The organism is Gordonia sp. NPDC003950 (assembly GCF_053605205.1).
In genome coordinates this window covers 153679-168712 of record NZ_JBSGIT010000005.1, presented here as the reverse complement: position 1 = coordinate 168712, position 15034 = coordinate 153679, and the positions used below count along the sequence as shown (strand labels likewise).

12 protein-coding genes and 2 pseudogenes are annotated in these 15034 nt (G+C 66.5%); 8 read left to right on the top strand and 6 right to left on the bottom strand.

Translation table 11 applies throughout. From position 1 onward, the window contains the following. The first annotated feature begins 136 nt into the window (after window positions 1-136). The 3 genes from ACWETB_RS06215 to ACWETB_RS06205 all read left to right on the top strand — a co-directional run bounded on the left by ACWETB_RS06215 (window position 137) and on the right by ACWETB_RS06205 (window position 4253). Window positions 137-361, top strand: coding sequence for a dodecin (locus tag ACWETB_RS06215; RefSeq protein ID WP_348806853.1), 225 nt, complete (start codon window positions 137-139; stop codon window positions 359-361). A 77-nt stretch (window positions 362-438) separates the two neighbouring features. Next, window positions 439-1560 carry an NAD(P)/FAD-dependent oxidoreductase gene (locus ACWETB_RS06210; protein WP_452209978.1) on the top strand — a complete coding sequence of 374 codons (1122 nt, stop codon included), beginning with the start codon at window positions 439-441 and terminating at the stop codon, window positions 1558-1560. 455 nt (window positions 1561-2015) lie between these two features. Beyond that, a complete protein-coding gene (locus ACWETB_RS06205; protein WP_452209976.1) occupies window positions 2016-4253 on the top strand; it encodes an NADP-dependent isocitrate dehydrogenase in 2238 nt (745 codons plus the stop codon). 92 nt (window positions 4254-4345) lie between these two features. On the opposite strand, the gene ACWETB_RS06200 is transcribed toward ACWETB_RS06205, so the two are convergent. The 3 genes and pseudogenes from ACWETB_RS06200 to ACWETB_RS06190 form a co-directional block, all read right to left on the bottom strand. After that, window positions 4346-4900 (bottom strand): hypothetical protein, encoded by a 555-nt coding sequence (locus tag ACWETB_RS06200; RefSeq protein WP_348806850.1) that lies wholly within the window; start codon window positions 4898-4900, stop codon window positions 4346-4348. 57 nt (window positions 4901-4957) lie between these two features. Next, window positions 4958-5428, bottom strand: a complete 471-nt coding sequence (locus tag ACWETB_RS06195) for a M15 family metallopeptidase (RefSeq protein ID WP_348806910.1) — start codon at window positions 5426-5428, stop codon at window positions 4958-4960. A gap of 77 nt (window positions 5429-5505) precedes the next feature. Next, window positions 5506-5652: pseudogene (locus ACWETB_RS06190) on the bottom strand (X-Pro dipeptidyl-peptidase domain-containing protein); the annotation flags it as partial. Window positions 5653-6293: 641 nt separating this feature from the next. On the opposite strand from ACWETB_RS06190, the gene ACWETB_RS06185 reads away from it, so the two are divergent. The 5 genes and pseudogenes from ACWETB_RS06185 to ACWETB_RS06165 all read left to right on the top strand — a co-directional run bounded on the left by ACWETB_RS06185 (window position 6294) and on the right by ACWETB_RS06165 (window position 8898). Next, window positions 6294-6914: a TetR/AcrR family transcriptional regulator gene (locus ACWETB_RS06185; protein ID WP_449742787.1), complete on the top strand. Its 621-nt coding sequence runs from the start codon at window positions 6294-6296 to the stop codon at window positions 6912-6914. Between the two features lie 46 nt (window positions 6915-6960). Then, window positions 6961-7230 (top strand): annotated as a pseudogene (locus ACWETB_RS06180) (hypothetical protein); the annotation flags it as partial. A gap of 8 nt (window positions 7231-7238) precedes the next feature. Continuing rightward, window positions 7239-7922, top strand: a complete 684-nt coding sequence (locus ACWETB_RS06175; RefSeq protein WP_452210081.1) for a hypothetical protein — start codon at window positions 7239-7241, stop codon at window positions 7920-7922. A 46-nt stretch (window positions 7923-7968) separates the two neighbouring features. Next, window positions 7969-8322 (top strand): VOC family protein, encoded by a 354-nt coding sequence (locus tag ACWETB_RS06170; RefSeq protein WP_348806847.1) that lies wholly within the window; start codon window positions 7969-7971, stop codon window positions 8320-8322. A 159-nt stretch (window positions 8323-8481) separates the two neighbouring features. Continuing rightward, the gene (locus ACWETB_RS06165; RefSeq protein WP_449742789.1) at window positions 8482-8898 is read left to right on the top strand and encodes a DUF5313 domain-containing protein; all 417 of its coding nucleotides are present in this window, start codon (window positions 8482-8484) and stop codon (window positions 8896-8898) included. A 145-nt stretch (window positions 8899-9043) separates the two neighbouring features. Here ACWETB_RS06165 and ACWETB_RS06160 read toward each other — a convergent pair whose 3' ends face one another. Genes ACWETB_RS06160 through ACWETB_RS06150 form a run of 3 tightly spaced genes read right to left on the bottom strand, consistent with a single transcriptional unit; the run spans window position 9044 to window position 14654 of the window. Continuing rightward, window positions 9044-12385: an ATP-binding protein gene (locus ACWETB_RS06160; RefSeq protein WP_449742988.1), complete on the bottom strand. Its 3342-nt coding sequence runs from the start codon at window positions 12383-12385 to the stop codon at window positions 9044-9046. After that, a complete protein-coding gene (locus ACWETB_RS06155; protein ID WP_452209973.1) occupies window positions 12382-13182 on the bottom strand; it encodes a DUF4194 domain-containing protein in 801 nt (266 codons plus the stop codon). The genes ACWETB_RS06160 and ACWETB_RS06155 overlap by 4 nt, the downstream gene beginning before the upstream one ends. Next, on the bottom strand, window positions 13179-14654 hold the full coding sequence (locus ACWETB_RS06150; RefSeq protein ID WP_452209972.1) for a DUF3375 domain-containing protein: 1476 nt from the start codon (window positions 14652-14654) through the stop codon (window positions 13179-13181). Before ACWETB_RS06150 ends, ACWETB_RS06155 begins: the two co-directional genes overlap by 4 nt. Window positions 14655-15034: the final 380 nt, after the last annotated feature.

Genomic DNA, 15034 nt, shown 5'->3' with positions numbered 1-15034 from the left:
ACCTGTCCTTGGGTGCCGAGGGGATGGACCAATCAGTTGTAGCGCACCGACGGTGGCGCGGTGGCGGCGACCATGCCGGCGGACCGGATGGTCGAACTTCGCCCGCGTGCGATGGGGTCGGTGCCAGAATCGCGGTATGAGCGAACATGTATACCGGGTCATCGAGGTTGTCGGTTCATCGGCGGAGGGTACCGATGCGGCGATTGCCAATGCCATTGCGCGCGTGACGAAGACGACGCGGAACGTCGACTGGTTCGAGGTCGTCGGAACGCGTGGGCATGTCGTCGACGGCGCCGTCGCGCACACGCAGGTGACCCTGAAGGTCGGCTTCCGGATCGACGAAGACGACGCCGCGTCGTGAATTCGGCTCGCCCGGAGGTGGCGACGCTATCCTGACGGCGGGCGGACGAGCGGGCCGCGGCATCCGAAGGGAGTCCGGTGACAGACGAGGTCGAATGCGTGGTGGTCGGCGCCGGCGTCGTCGGGCTGGCGGTGGCGCGGCGACTGGCGCGCGACGGTCGCGAGGTGGTGATCGTCGAATCCGAGGACGCCATCGGGACAAAGACCAGCTCCCGCAATTCCGAGGTCATCCACTCCGGGATCTACTATCCGCGCGGCAGCCTGAAGGCACGTGCGTGCGTCGCGGGTCGCGAAATGCTCTATCGCTACTGCGCCGAGGCCGGTGTGGCCCACCGACGCTTCGGCAAGCTGATCGTGGCCACCACCGAGGATCAGCGTCCACAACTTCAGCGCATCATCGCCGCCGCGCACGCCAACGGGGTCACCGATCTCCGTCTCGTCGAGGGTCCCGAACTGGCCGAGATGGAACCGGACCTGTCAGCCGTCGCGGCGGTGCTGTCCCCGTCGACGGGCATCGTCGACGGGCACGGCTTGATGCAGGCGCTGCGCCGCGACGCCGAGGACGCCGGAGCCTCGGTGGTCGTGCACAGCCCGCTCGTCGCCGGCGAGATCGGCGCCGACGCGACGATCACGGTCGAACTCGGCGACTCGTTCCGGGTCCGGTGCGCGACACTCGTCAACTGCGCCGGGCTGGGGGCGTGGGATGTCGCCGCCGCACTGGACGGGTTCCCGCCCGGGCAGATCCCGTCGCGCCGTTTTGCCAAGGGCAACTACTTCGGACTGGACCACGGCACCGCGCCGTTCTCCCGCCTGATCTACCCGGTGCCGGTGGCCGGCGGCCTCGGTATCCACCTGACGCTCGACCTCGACGGCCGGGCGCGATTCGGCCCCGACGTCGAGTGGCTGGGGGACGTCGATCCCGCGCAGATCGACTTGTCCGTCGATCCCCACCGCGTGGATACGTTCACCGAAGAGATCCGGTGGTACTGGCCCGGACTCCCCGACCACGCGCTGCATCCCGATTACTCGGGCGTCCGCCCCAAGATCAGTGGTCCCGGTGACCCGGACGCGGACTTCGCGGTGCGCGGACCCTCGGATCACGGGATACCGGGCCTGGTCCACCTGTTCGGCATCGAATCGCCCGGACTGACGTCGAGCCTCGCGCTCGCCGACGAGGTGGCGGCGAGACTGCGGCCGTAATCCGACGGCGCTCTCTCAAACGCCGGTCGAGCTCGACGAGGCGCCGGCCGGGGAGGCGTCGAGGAGGTGTCGAGGCCTGGTGGGGTGAGGCTGGAACGTGCTGGGGCGTCGGGCGCAACGACATCGAGCGCTGTCAACGGGAAGCCGAGCGCTGTGAACGCGGAGACGGGCGCCGTCGATGTGAGCAGGAGCGCGGTCGACGAGCGGGCGATTGCGGCGTCTGAACAACCCGCTCGTTGATGTGATCCATGTCGCCCGATCAGATCCGTGTGACGTGTCGGTGGCCGGAGCCGGGGTCGTAAGCTCGGAGAGGACCCCGACCCGCGGGCCGCGGATGCGGCGACAGCAAGACAACGCATCAACACGCACGATGTCGCCGCGACCGCGATACTGGTAGCGCCGAGACAACACGAATCCCGGTGCTGCGTGACCACGACTGGAGAGTAAGGCGGATTATGAGCGCGGAAAAACCGACCATCATCTACACGCTGACCGACGAAGCGCCCATGCTGGCGACCCACGCTTTTCTGCCGGTGATCCGAGCGTTCGCCGATGCCGCCGACATCAACGTCGCGACGACTGACATCTCCGTCGCAGCCCGCATCCTGGCCGAGTTCCCCGACTACCTCACCGACGAGCAGAAGGTTCCCGACAACCTCGCCGAACTGGGCAAGCTCACCCAGGACCCCAGCACCAACATCATCAAGCTGCCGAACATCTCCGCGTCGGTGCCGCAGCTGCTGGCCGCGATCAAGGAACTGCAGGCCAAGGGATACAAGATCCCCGACTTCCCGGGCAGCCCGAAGACCGACGAGGAGAAGGCGATCCGCGACCGCTACACCAAGTGTCTGGGTAGCGCAGTCAACCCCGTTCTGCGTGAGGGAAATTCGGATCGACGCGCCCCGAAGGCGGTCAAGGAGTACGCCCAGAAGCACCCGCATTCGATGGGTGACTGGTCGATGGCGTCGCGCACCCACGTCGCGCACATGCGCCACGGCGACTTCTATCACGGCGAGAAGTCGATGACCGTCGACGGTGATCGTGACGTCAAGATGGAACTGGTGACCACCGGCGGCGAGACGATCGTCCTCAAGCCGAAGGTGTCGCTCACCGACGGCGACGTCATCGACGCCATGTTCATGAGCAAGAAGGCCCTCATCGACTTCTACGAGGAGCAGATGGAGGACGCCTACAAGACGGGCGTGATGTTCTCGCTGCACGTCAAGGCCACGATGATGCGGGTCAGTCACCCGATCGTGTTCGGCCACGCCGTGCGCACCTTCTACAAGGATGCCTTCGCCAAACACGGTGACCTCTTCGACGAACTCGGCGTCAACGTCAACAACGGGCTCTCGGATCTGTACGCGAAGATCGAGTCGCTGCCGGCGTCGAAGAAGGAAGAGATCATCGACGACCTGCACAAGTGCCACGAGCATCGCCCGGAGCTGGCGATGGTCGACTCGGCGCGCGGCATCTCCAACTTCCACTCCCCCAGCGATGTCATCGTCGACGCGTCGATGCCCGCGATGATCCGCGCCGGTGGCAAGATGTACGGCGCCGACGGCCGGCCCAAGGACACCAAGGCGGTCAACCCGGAATCCACCTTCTCGCGGATCTACCAGGAGATGGTCAACTTCTGTAAGACCAACGGCGCCTTCGATCCGACGACGATGGGAACGGTCCCCAACGTCGGCCTGATGGCGCAGCAGGCCGAGGAGTACGGCTCCCACGACAAGACCTTCGAGATCCCCGAGGCCGGTTCCGCCAACATCGTCGACGTGGCCACCGGCGAGATCCTGCTGTCCCAGGATGTCGAAGAGGGCGACATCTTCCGTATGTGCATCGTCAAGGACGCCCCGATCCGGGATTGGGTGAAGCTCGCGGTCACCCGCTCCCGTGATTCCGGCATGCCGGTGGTGTTCTGGCTCGATCCGTACCGCCCGCACGAGAACGAGCTGATCGGCAAGGTGCGGACCTACCTGAAGGATCATGACACCGAGGGTCTCGACATCCAGATCATGTCGCAGGTGCGCGCGATCCGGTACACGATGGAACGCCTGATCCGGGGTCTGGACACCATCTCGGCAACCGGCAACATCCTGCGTGACTACCTCACCGACCTCTTCCCCATCCTGGAACTCGGCACCAGTGCCAAGATGCTGTCGATCGTGCCGTTGATGGCCGGCGGCGGTCTCTACGAGACCGGTGCCGGTGGGTCTGCGCCCAAGCACGTGAAGCAGCTGCTGGAAGAGAATCACCTGCGCTGGGATTCACTGGGTGAGTTCCTCGCGCTGGCGGTGAGCCTGGAGGATCTGGGCCGCAAGAATGACAATGCGAAGGCGACGATTCTCGCCAAGACGCTCGACGCGGCCACCGGCAAGCTCCTGGAGAACAGCAAGGGTCCGTCGCGGTCGACCGGTGAGCTCGACAACCGCGGAAGCCAGTTCTATCTCGCCATGTACTGGGCGCAGGAACTCGCCAACCAGACCGACGACGCCGAGTTGGCGAAACACTTTGCGCCGCTGGCGAAGTCGCTCGCCGAGAACGAGGACGCCATTGTCGCCGAGCTGAACGACGCTCAGGGCGGTGCCGTCGACATCGGTGGCTACTATGCACCGGATTTCGAGCTGACCGACAAGGTGATGCGCCCCAGCGCCACGTTCAACGACGCCTTGGCTGCCGTCAGCGGCTGACCGCCGGTCACAACGATCAGGGGTCGTCGCCGGATGCGACAAGCACCGGTGGCGGCCCTCCGTCGTGTTCGGGCGCTGTCGGTGTGGCGGGGCTACATCGATTCGAAGGCGCGGCCCAGCTCGGTGGCGACGTCGATGATGCGTGCCTTGGTGATGGCCGGATCGTTGATGCGCACGGCGACGTCGGCGGCGATGAACCGGCGGATCTCGTCGTCGACCTGGCCCACCATCCGGATGATCTCGCCGCGCAGGTTGCGGGCCGCCACACCCACTGTCACGTCCCGCGGACGTGGTTCGGCGACGTCGATGTGCAGTTCCAATGGCTCGATCGCCCGAGCGGTCAGGGCGAGGGCCACCGAGCCGTCGACGTCGTAGCGGATGCGATCGACCTTCAGATCGACCAGCAATCGGATACTCAGCGGTATCTGGACGGCAAAGGTGATGACGTCGGAGACCTCACGCACGATGTGGGGTTCGTCAATGCGCACCCGGGCGCGGACCTTGGCGATACCGCCGGGGCCCGACGGGATCGGTCCGACCTCGAAGGAATCACCCGTCAGCGTGGAGAATGCGCTGGCCACGCGGTCCTCGGTGACCGCCACCTCGAAGAAGCGGCGGCCGAACTCCTCGTACGTCAGCTCTGGCATCTCTCCATGGTGGCAAATCTCACCGAACTCGGGGGCGATCAGGGTCAACAAGCGTGGTCAGTGCCTGCCGTGCGCGTCGGCGCGGGCAGCCGCGTCCGGCCACATCCGGGGACATGGCGTGCCCGGGATGGTCGCGACCTCGAAGTGCCACCACTCGTTGGCGAATGTGCGGCACAGCCCCCACCGGTTGCCGTTGCGCTCGAGCCAGGCCGCCCCGGCCTGCGGCCCGACGTCGATCGCGTGACCGCCGACGTGGGTGGACTCATCCGGCGGTAGCACCCAGCGGCGTGCCGCCTCGGGGCTGCCGTAGGTGCCGATCGCGTCCCGCCACAGTTGCTGCTGCTCGGCCCGGGTGCGGGCGCCGGAGGTGATGTGCAGCGGAACCCCGTCGTCGTGTGCGGCCGCGGCGGCCTGCGCGTACGCGGTCGCCAGGACCGGGTCGAGGCCGGCGGTGCCCGACTCTGCGTGTGCCGGGGCCGCGGTCCCCGACCAGAGCAGGGCCAGCGCCCCGAGGACGGCCGACAGCATTGCGAGGCGGGCGGTCAGTGGTGTGCGACGGGCAGTTGGCGGCATCAGGGAGAACGACACCCGACCCAGTATGCCGTCTACTCTCGGCCGGTCGTGGTGAACGGCAACACCAACCGCGAGGGGTGGGCGGCGTCGCGGAACACCTTATGGGTGACCGGACGGCCGACCGGCAGGTGGAAGGCATCCGGTGGCAGCAGCGAGTTGTGGTCGTCGACCAGCGGCTCGTCGCCGCCGTGGGATTCAACGGTCCCGGCGGCGGTGCCGGCATGTTCACCAGCACCTTGGCGATCTCGGGATGCAATGCCATCGCTCATGCCCCCGCGGTCTGGGATGTCGACTGTGCTGCCGGCTTCTGACCCGGGAAGGCGTCGTTGAGTTCACCCTCGGTCCAGCCGGACCGCGAAATACGTTGCAGCTCATCGGTGCCGGGCTTGCGGACGGCCTGATACTGCGCCAGCGCGGCCGGGACGGACGCCGCGTCACGCAGTGCGTTGGCGAGTTCGCCGGCATCGAAGATCGCCGAGTTCGCGCATCTCCTCGTTGGACACCACCGGTCACCAGGCGGGGATCCCGTTGTGGAACAGCGCTATCGAACAGGCGAAGGTGGCCGCGACGACGTTGCTGCTCGGCGCGGATGCGCCCGCGCTGGTGCATCGGCCGTACTTCTGGACCGAACAGTTCGGGCTGTCACTCAAGGCGGTCGGTGATCTTCCCTTCGTCGGCGAACCCGAGCGTCTCGACGGGGACCCGGACACCGATTCCGCGTCTGCGTCGACTGTGCGCGTCCTCGCGGGGCCGCGCCGGTGGACTGAGCAGGACGCGTGCCCAGGACCCCGATGGTCACCGGGCCAATACAGTAATGCCCATGACCAGTCTGCGCGAGGCCCAGAAGCAACTCACCCGCCGTCGACTCCTGACGGCCGCGCTGGAGACCTTCCAGGCCAAGGGATACGCAGCCACCACGGTCGATGACATCGCCAAGGCGGCCGGCACCACTCGGGTGACGTTCTATGCCTACTTCCCCAACCGCAGCGATCTGATGAGTGCCCTCGTCGACGAACAGCTCAACGAGTCATTGCAGCGCGATCGGTCCGATGACCACGGGTCGACCGCCACCGATCTGGTCGCGGTGGTGGCGGCGGGGACTCGCGACAGCATCGAGGCGTGGATGCGTGAACGCGTGACCATCTGGCCGGAGATCCGGCCGATCATCCGCATCGCCCGGCAGGCGGCCGGGGTAGATCCCGATCTCGGTGACATCGTCGAACGGTGGATGGAGGAGGCCGTGGCCGACATCGAGGAGGGACTCGAGCGGGCCGGCCGGTTCGAGAAACACCAACGCCACTTCCGGGGCGTCCTGGCCATCGCCGAACTCGACTACGTCGCCCAGAACTGGGGCAGCTCCGACTGGAAACTCGACGAGGAACAGATGATCACCGAACTCGTCGACAGTTGGGTTCGGCTGCTCGCACCGGCCGCGCACTGAACGTCCGCCGTGGTTGTGCCCGACGATCCGGACGAGTCGGAGTCTGGTGTCGGCAGGCGCGTCCTGGTGGTCATCAGTGCGCTGTTGGCATTCGGCCCGATCTCCACCGATCTCTACCTTCCGGCGCTCCCCCGGGCCATCGTGGGCCGATCGGTGTTCGGGATCGGCACTGGTGTCGGTCTTTGCGCTGCTCACCGTCGTCGTAGGGCTCGGCCCGGTACTGGCCCCGCTGCTGGGTAGCGCCATCCAGCTGGTCGGTTCGTGGCGCACGATCTTCGCCGTGCTCGCCGTCATCGGTGCGCTCCTCGTCGTGGCCACCGCGATGTGGATCCCGGAAACGCTGCCGCCGGGACACCGAGTGTCCGGCGGGGTGCTGGCCGGCGCCTCGGCGTCGTATGGGCGGCTGCTCAGCGATGGCCGTACCTGCTGGTCATCACCACCGGCGCCGTCGGTTTCGGGGCGCTGTTCGCCTACATCACCGGCTCCCCCTTCGCATTCCAGGAGGTGCACGGACTGAGCCCCTCGGAGTTCGCGGTGGTGTTCGCGGTCGACGGTCTGTGCCTGATGGCGTGTGCACGGTGGGTGCGATTCTCCCGAGCGCTCCACCAGATCGCCTGTGGTGCTGCGTTTCTCGTAGCCGGTTCGGCGCTTCTGGTCGTGGCCGCGGGAACAGATGGCCTGGCGGCTGCTCGTCGGCTGTGCGGTCATCGCAGCGTTGTGGGGTGTGATCGGCCGAGCGTCACCGCCCTGGCATTGATGCGCCATCCCGAACGCGCCGGCGCGGCGGCGGCACTGCTCGGCGCACTGCAGTTTCGTGGTGGGCGCGGTGACGGGCTCGCTGGTGGGGCACAGAGCCACCACGGGGATCCCGTCATCATCCCGCGTCGCATGGGCCGATTGCATCGAAATGACAAGCCATGTCCGGCAGCGCTTCTCGTCGCCGGTCCGGGGACAGGCGAGGTTCCTGTCCCCGCGTCGGAGGCCTATGGTGGAGGTGCCTGCGAATGAAGTCGGAGGCCTATGCTGGGGGTGCCTGCGAGAAAAGGAGTCAGTGGTGAGTGAGCATGAGGTCAAGATGATCGTGCTGTCGACCGATGATCTCGACGCATCCATCGAGTTCTACAGCGAGACCCTGGGTTTCGCGCTGAAGTTCCGTGACGGTGCGCATTTCGCGGCATTGAACGGCGGGGCCGTCACCCTGGCGCTGGCCACCGAGGTCGATCACCCGATCCCGGGACAGGTGGTGGTCGGGATCAAGACCGACGACGTCGACGCGGCCGCCAAGGCCATCGAGGCGAGTGGCGGCGGCATCGTCAAGGGTCCCTACGACGATGCGCATGAACGTCGCGCCGTGGTCTACGACAACAAGGGCAACGGACTGGTGTTCTACAGTCCGCTCGCACGCTGATCGTGCCGACCGGGGGTAGCGCTTGCGCATCAAAGTGAATACAATTAAATCGTGCACTACTTATCGGCGCCGGGTGGATCGCCCGGTGTACGCGGGTAGCCGACACCCGAGCCGTACACCCCAGAGCCATACACCACAGCCGAGACAAGGAAGACCCCGATGAGCAAGACGTCCACGGTCACCACGACCAGCACGGCCACCGAGCGCCCGCACGGCTGGCAGTACGTGAAGTATTGCTACGGCGCTCGCCTGCCCGATTCGATGCGCGACTGGGTGACCAACGATCTCGCCGGGCCCGGCGCGGCCACCCGGATGGTCGCGCGCTGGGCGATACCCTGCATCATCGTTCTCGTCCCGCTGCTGTTCGCGCCCGCCGACTGGCTCGTGCGCGCGAACATGACGGTACCGATCCTCATCCCGTACATCTTCTTCTCGATCGCGTTGAACCGGGTGTACCGGCGTTTCCGGCTGACCCAGCACGGACTCGATGCCGATCTCGTCAACAAGCTCGAACGTGAGAAGAACGCCGACCTCTACGACGAGTACCGGCGCAAGTACCGCGGCACCGGACACTGAGCCCGGCGCTTCGGCGCAATCCCGACCCACGAAGTGGGGGAAGCATCGTCTTCCCCCACTTCTTCTGTTGTGTCGTCTTCTGTTGTGTCGTCGGTCGGCTGTTCTGGTGGGTCGGCGTTGTCAGATTTCTGGTGGGTCAGCCGTGTCAGATCAGCCGGTTGCGGCCCGATGACCGCCGCAGTTCGGTGAACGCACCGATCGACTTCGAGGTCGCGGTGGCGACCGGCCGCCCACCCGTCTCGGTCTTCGACACCATGATCACGTTGTCGATGTAGGGCTGGATGGTGCTGGTGTTCTGCACGGTGGCCACGATGATCAGCTGGAACCCGAACTTGCGGAACGCCGAGAGGGCCTGCTGGGCGAACTGCGGATCGGACTTGGAGAACGCCTCGTCGAGCATCAGCTGCGCGAAGATCGGCCGATTGTCGTCCCCGTCGGGACTCGCGAGGTTGAAGCTGAGCGCTCCGGCCAGACAGAACGCCATCAGTTTCTCCTGCTCACCACCGGAGTTGTCGCCGGCGTTGCTGTAGGTCCGGATCGTCTCGCCGGTCGTGGCGTCGTGCTCCTCGCAGTAGAAGTCGAAACGGTTGCGCACGTCGAGGGCATCGCGGGTCCACTGGCGATCCTCCGGGGTGGCACCCGCGAGACGTTCGCGCAGCAGCAGGATGTCGGCATACTGCTCGAGGATCGCCTGCTCGTCGCCGAAGGCGACCGCGGTCGACCGCCGGGAGATCTGACGGGCCTTCTCGGTCAGTTCGGCCGCGGCGGCGAGGTGCTTGCGCCCGGGCTGCAGACGCAGCCGGGTACCGCGGTTGAACGCGACGGCCCCGAGGCCGGTGTTGACGCGTTCGATCTGTTCGACGATGCGGCGTTCCTCGGCGTCTGCGGCCATGTGCAGGTTGAGGATCGCTCCCGGCGCCTGCTCGGTGATCAGTCGACGCATCCGTTCGTAGGCCGACGGCAGTTCCCGTTCGTCGATGCGGCGGCACATCGCGACGTAGTCGTAGACCCGCTCGTCGAGGTCGTCGCTGTCGTTGGGGATGGCGTCGGGGAACTCCTCGTCGTAAGTCCGCACGATCCGTGCGAGTTCGTCCCGGGAACGCCGGGCATCGGCGCGCATGCGGTCACGGTCCCGGCCGACCGCCTTCACCAGTTCCGCGCGGTACGGTTCGGGTGCGAGGACGTCGAGGATGGCCGGCGACTCCTCCCGGAATCCGTCGAGCGCCACCTCGATGCCCTCACCGACCTGTTCGGGCGTGAGTCGGTCGGTGAGGTCGAGCAACTGGGTGCGGCGCTCGTCGTGGGAGGCGATGCGGTCGCGCACCAGCGCCGCCTTGGAGATCGCCGCGCGCACCTGTTCCCAGATCTCTTCGGCCTTGCGTTGCAGGGCCTCGACGTCGGGATGCTCCTCCATCAGCAGTTCGTACTGGGCGGACAGGCGCTCGGCGCGGTCCTCGGCCGACTCGACGTCGATCTCGGTCCACTGGGTGAACTGTTCGCAGACACTGCGATACGCGTCGCGTCGCCGTTGTTTGTCGGATCGGTCGGCCTCGATCGACGCCGTCGCCGCGCGGGCCGACTCATAGTTGCTCTCGTGCTGATCGAGTTCGTCGCGCAGGGCGGCGAGTTTGGCATCGACGTTGCCGACGAAGATGAACTGCGACGCCCGCAGGGTCTGACGGTCATCCTTGATGGCGAGTCTGGCCGAATCCTTGCGCAGCCCGCGATCGGTGACTGCCTTCGCGTGCCGGGAGAACTCGGCGGGATCGTCGACGCAGACGTAGTTGCCCAACCGGTTGAGGATGGTCAGGGCCTCCGCCGAACTGGGATGGGTGGGGTCGACCGGACGCAGCGTCGCGGCGAGCGTACCGGGATCGGCGGCGCCGGCGTCACGGGACTGGACCTGGTGCAACTGGATCCGGCCACGCATGTCGTGGGTATTGACGAAACGCAGTGCGGCATGGAAATGCCTGTCGGGCACCAGGAGTCGTAATCCTGCGGTGCGCAGTACCTTCTCGACGGCCGGCCGCCACCGTTCCTGACCGGGATCGAGTTCGACGAGTTCGGCAACGTAGCGCAGTTCGGTGTCGTCGACCTGCAGGGCGTCGGCGATCACCCGGCGCATCTCGTGCTCGGAGCGCGGCAGCGCCGAACCGGCGTTCTCGACGCGGGTGAGTTCGTCCCTCGCGGCGTCGCGCCGGGTCCGGGCGGCCACCTCCTGGGCGAGAACCTCGGCGTAGTGTCCCTTTCCGGCGTCGAGGAGCCCGTCGATCCGGGTGGCCTCCTCGATCAGGAACTCGCGTGATTCCCAGAAATCCTCTGCGGTGTCCGGGATCTCGACGTCGAGCGCGGACAGTTTCGCCTCATACGAGGAGAACCGGATCGACACCTCGTTGGCGGCCTTCTGGGCGGCGGTGAGCTGCTCGGACAGCGGGGCGAGATCCGCTGTGCTCGAAGCGATCCGGGACAGTAGGTGACTGTGATCGGTCCGCAGCTGATCGTGTTGGGCGGTCAGCGCCTCGAGGTCGCCGTCGAGGCGTTCGATCTGATCGTCGAGGTCGGCGATCTCCGGTTGTGCGTGCCGGATTCGCAGATTGGTCAGGTAGGCGCGTACGGCGGCGGTGTCGATGGTGTCGAGGACCGAGAACTTCGCCGCCTCGGTCGCGTAACGTTCCTGGATCGCCTCGATGTCACCGAGAATGGTGCGTTTACGCCGGGCGATGTCGAGGAGTTCACGTGCGTCGACCAACGGATCGATCTGCTCGAGAGCATCCTTGATGCCGACAATGCTCGTCGGTTCGTCGAGCATGAACTCGCGGACGAACTGCGCCAGGCCACCGACGCTCTTGAGCGACTTGGCCTTTCCGAGAAGTTGTTGGGCCGCATCGGATCCGCGGATGCCGATCAGTGAGTACAGGGATGCGAGGTACTTGCCCTCACCGGGACCACCGCGCCAGCCACGTTCACGGAGTCGGGCGGCGTTGTGATTGCCCTGCGCCCACTCGTTGCAGGCCTCGACGATGTCGGCGTCACCCTCGGTCAGGAAGTAGGCGCTGTGCGCATCTGTCATCTTGCCTGCGGCAAGCCATTTGAGCACCAGCCCGGTGATCGCGGCACCCGAATCGGAGGTGTAGGTGACCGCGATGGCCGCCCACGCCGGACCCGTGCCGCGCAGATACATCACCTCGCGGGTGGAATTGACCCCGTCGCGGCGCTCGCCCCACGCGCCGCGGACGTACTTGCCGACCGTGCGTTTGCCACTGGCCGAACCGGCGGCCGTGGCGTCGCCGGAGGCGTTGAAGTTGCGCCGATGATCGGGCAGGAAGGCCAGCGAGATCGCGTCCAGCAGTGACGACTTACCACTGCCGGACGAGCCGGTGACCAGAGACCCGTTGACGCTGAACGGAATCGAGTGGTACCCGTCGAAGACACCCCAGTTGATCAGTTGCAGCCGGGAGAGGTGGAACTGATCGACGCGGCTGCTCACCATTGGTCATCCCCCTCGTCGTCGATATCGTCGGCATCGAGATCCACCGGATCGGCGCCGTCGTGATCCGACGGCGTGTCCTCCGCGTCGTCGTCACCGACTTCGCCGGAACCGATGAACACCTCGAACTGGTGTTGGAGATCGGTGATGACCGAGGCGGTCATCACCGCGGTGATCACCGGGCTGACGGTGAAAGTGTCGGGGTCGTCGCGGTGACGACGCAGGAACTCGAGCTCCTCGAGTTTGTCGATGGCCTTGTCGATGCGCTTGTCGAACAGTGTCAGGTCCCGGTCGATCGTATTCGACACGCCCGCGAACAATTCGTGGATCTCCTCGTGGGTGATCAGCACTTGTTCCTCGCGCGCGGCCCGCATGTGTTTGGCCAGATGCAGAGCCAGGATCGCATCATAGGTCTGGATGGTCTCTCGTTTGAGAAGCCTTCTACCCCAGCGTGAGTCATAGCCCACCTGCTCGACGAAGGCGACCTCGAGTTCGGTGACCAGCCGCAGGCGCAGATCGAGTTCGGACAGCCGTACACGCAGCCGATCCTGATACTCGAGGACCCACGACCACAGCTGCGGGGTGCGATCGGCACTCACGTAGCGGCGGGTCACCAGGTTCTGCAACGCCCAGCACGCACGGTCGGGCATCTCGCTGAGGTCGCCGTCGAAACGCGGCACCTTCGGGCTGTCGTCGACGGTGGCGGTCCGGGCGACGGCGGGCAGGTCGTCGTAGCCGCGGAACTCGTCGGTGGTGGCAGGGTCGACGGCGGTGCCGTGGTCGCGATTGTCGGTCACAGGGTGTCGGCCTCCGCGGTCGGAATCGGTTCGGTGAAGGTGAGGCTCGGTACCTCGATGAAGCGGTCGTCGCCATCGAGCGAGCGGAAGCGGAGGACCGAGGTCGGCGTGGATGCGGTTGGGGGTGGCGCCGACGCCCCGGGTTGGCGCAACGCCCACGACCACAACACGATCACATGGGCCAGATACGGTTCGTCCAGCGAGTCGATGGCCTCGGCGAGGGTGACCGGACCGGTGTGCAGGGCGTCGTTGACGCGCTCGGTGAGTTCGACGGTGTCGACCTGACCGGCCAGCGACACGAACGAGTCGAGATCGGTCCGGCCGTCGGCGATGAGCGCCGGGGTCGGTGGTTCGGGATTGCGGATCTCGAACGCCAGTCGGCCGATGGAGGTCAATGACGTTGTGGCCAGGGGCAATTCGTAGCCGAGGCGACGATCCGACAGCGATGTCGACAGCAACTCGTTCGCCGTCGACAACGCGTCGTTGAGCTGGCGGGCGATGCCGCGGCTCTGTTCGAGGGTGCCGGAGGCGACGAATCGGCGGATGCGGCGGGCGCAGCGCCGACGGATCCGGCCGACCTCACCGATCTGCTGGGTGACCAGGACGAAGAAGTTGTCCATCACCGACCGCAGCGCCGGATCGATACCGGGGAGACGGGCGATGACGGTGTCGATGTCGGCGATCAGCTTCGCGCGTTGTGCGGGGTCGCCGATCATCGTCGTGAAAGCGTGGTAGGAGGCGCTCTGTGACGACTCCAGCAGCGATTCGTAGTCGTCGAACATCTGCCGTTGCCGATCCCGGTAGGCGAGGTCGGAATCGCCGGGATCGTCGAGCAGCGCGGTGGTGATGCGATCGAGCATGCTGCCGTACTGACCGATGTCGGAGATGATCTGTTCCATCTGATAGGCGATGGCGCGGGCCTCGTCCTCGGCGGCGGCCAGGTCGGGCTCGCGCCGACGACCGGCATCGAGGTCCGCCAGTTCGGCGTCGAGTTCCTCGATCTGTTGGGTGAGGTCCTCGCGCAGTGCGTCCGCGTCGTCGCTGACCTGTCCGGCGACGCGCCGCAGGCCCGCGGCGATGCCGTTGATGGACCCACCGGTGGCCACCGAATCCTCACGACGCAACCGGCGGGTGTAATCGAGGACCGAGCGAGCCTCGGGCGTCAGGTGGCACAGATTCTGCCCGGTGACCGCCGGATCGGGCATCCGGTGCAGCCATCCGTTCTTGGCCCACAGTTTGATGAGGTCGAGTCCTTGGGGCTGGTCGGTGAGACCGAGGTCGGCGATGTCGCGATCGAGGCGGACCGCCAGGTCGGTCTCCGACCGTCGCGAGCCGAAGTCGAGGTGGCGCTCCATCAGGGTGACGTAGAGAGCGGAGTTGGTGGCCGCGAAGAGGCGCACGGCGGCAGACTTCTGGATCGAGCGATTGGCCTCCCACGCCTGCGCCAGCGCCGGCTGTTGCACACTCTCCATGGCCGCCTCGTGGGTTCGTCGGGAAACAGTTCGTCGGGGACACTTCGTCAGGGACATTCGGACCCGAGGTAGTGTCCCACGGCCGGGTCGCCTCGCCCGCGTCGCCCGGTGGCACGTGTGGAGGCATCGAGGTATCCGCAGGTCGATCGGCTGGGGTCGATGCCCGCGCACGTCGTTGACGGCGCTCTCGCCCGCATCGACAGCGCTCTGCCGGACGTTGACGGCGCCCCGATGACAGAAGCCAACGACGCACAGAGCGCCGTCGGTGAGGAAAGGGCGCCGTCAGTGAGGAGCAGAGCGCTGTCGGTGAAGCGGTGTTGACGCCGCGGTGGGTCGAAGGGGTCAGCGGCCTGGCATGGTTGCGACGGCGGTGCCAGAGT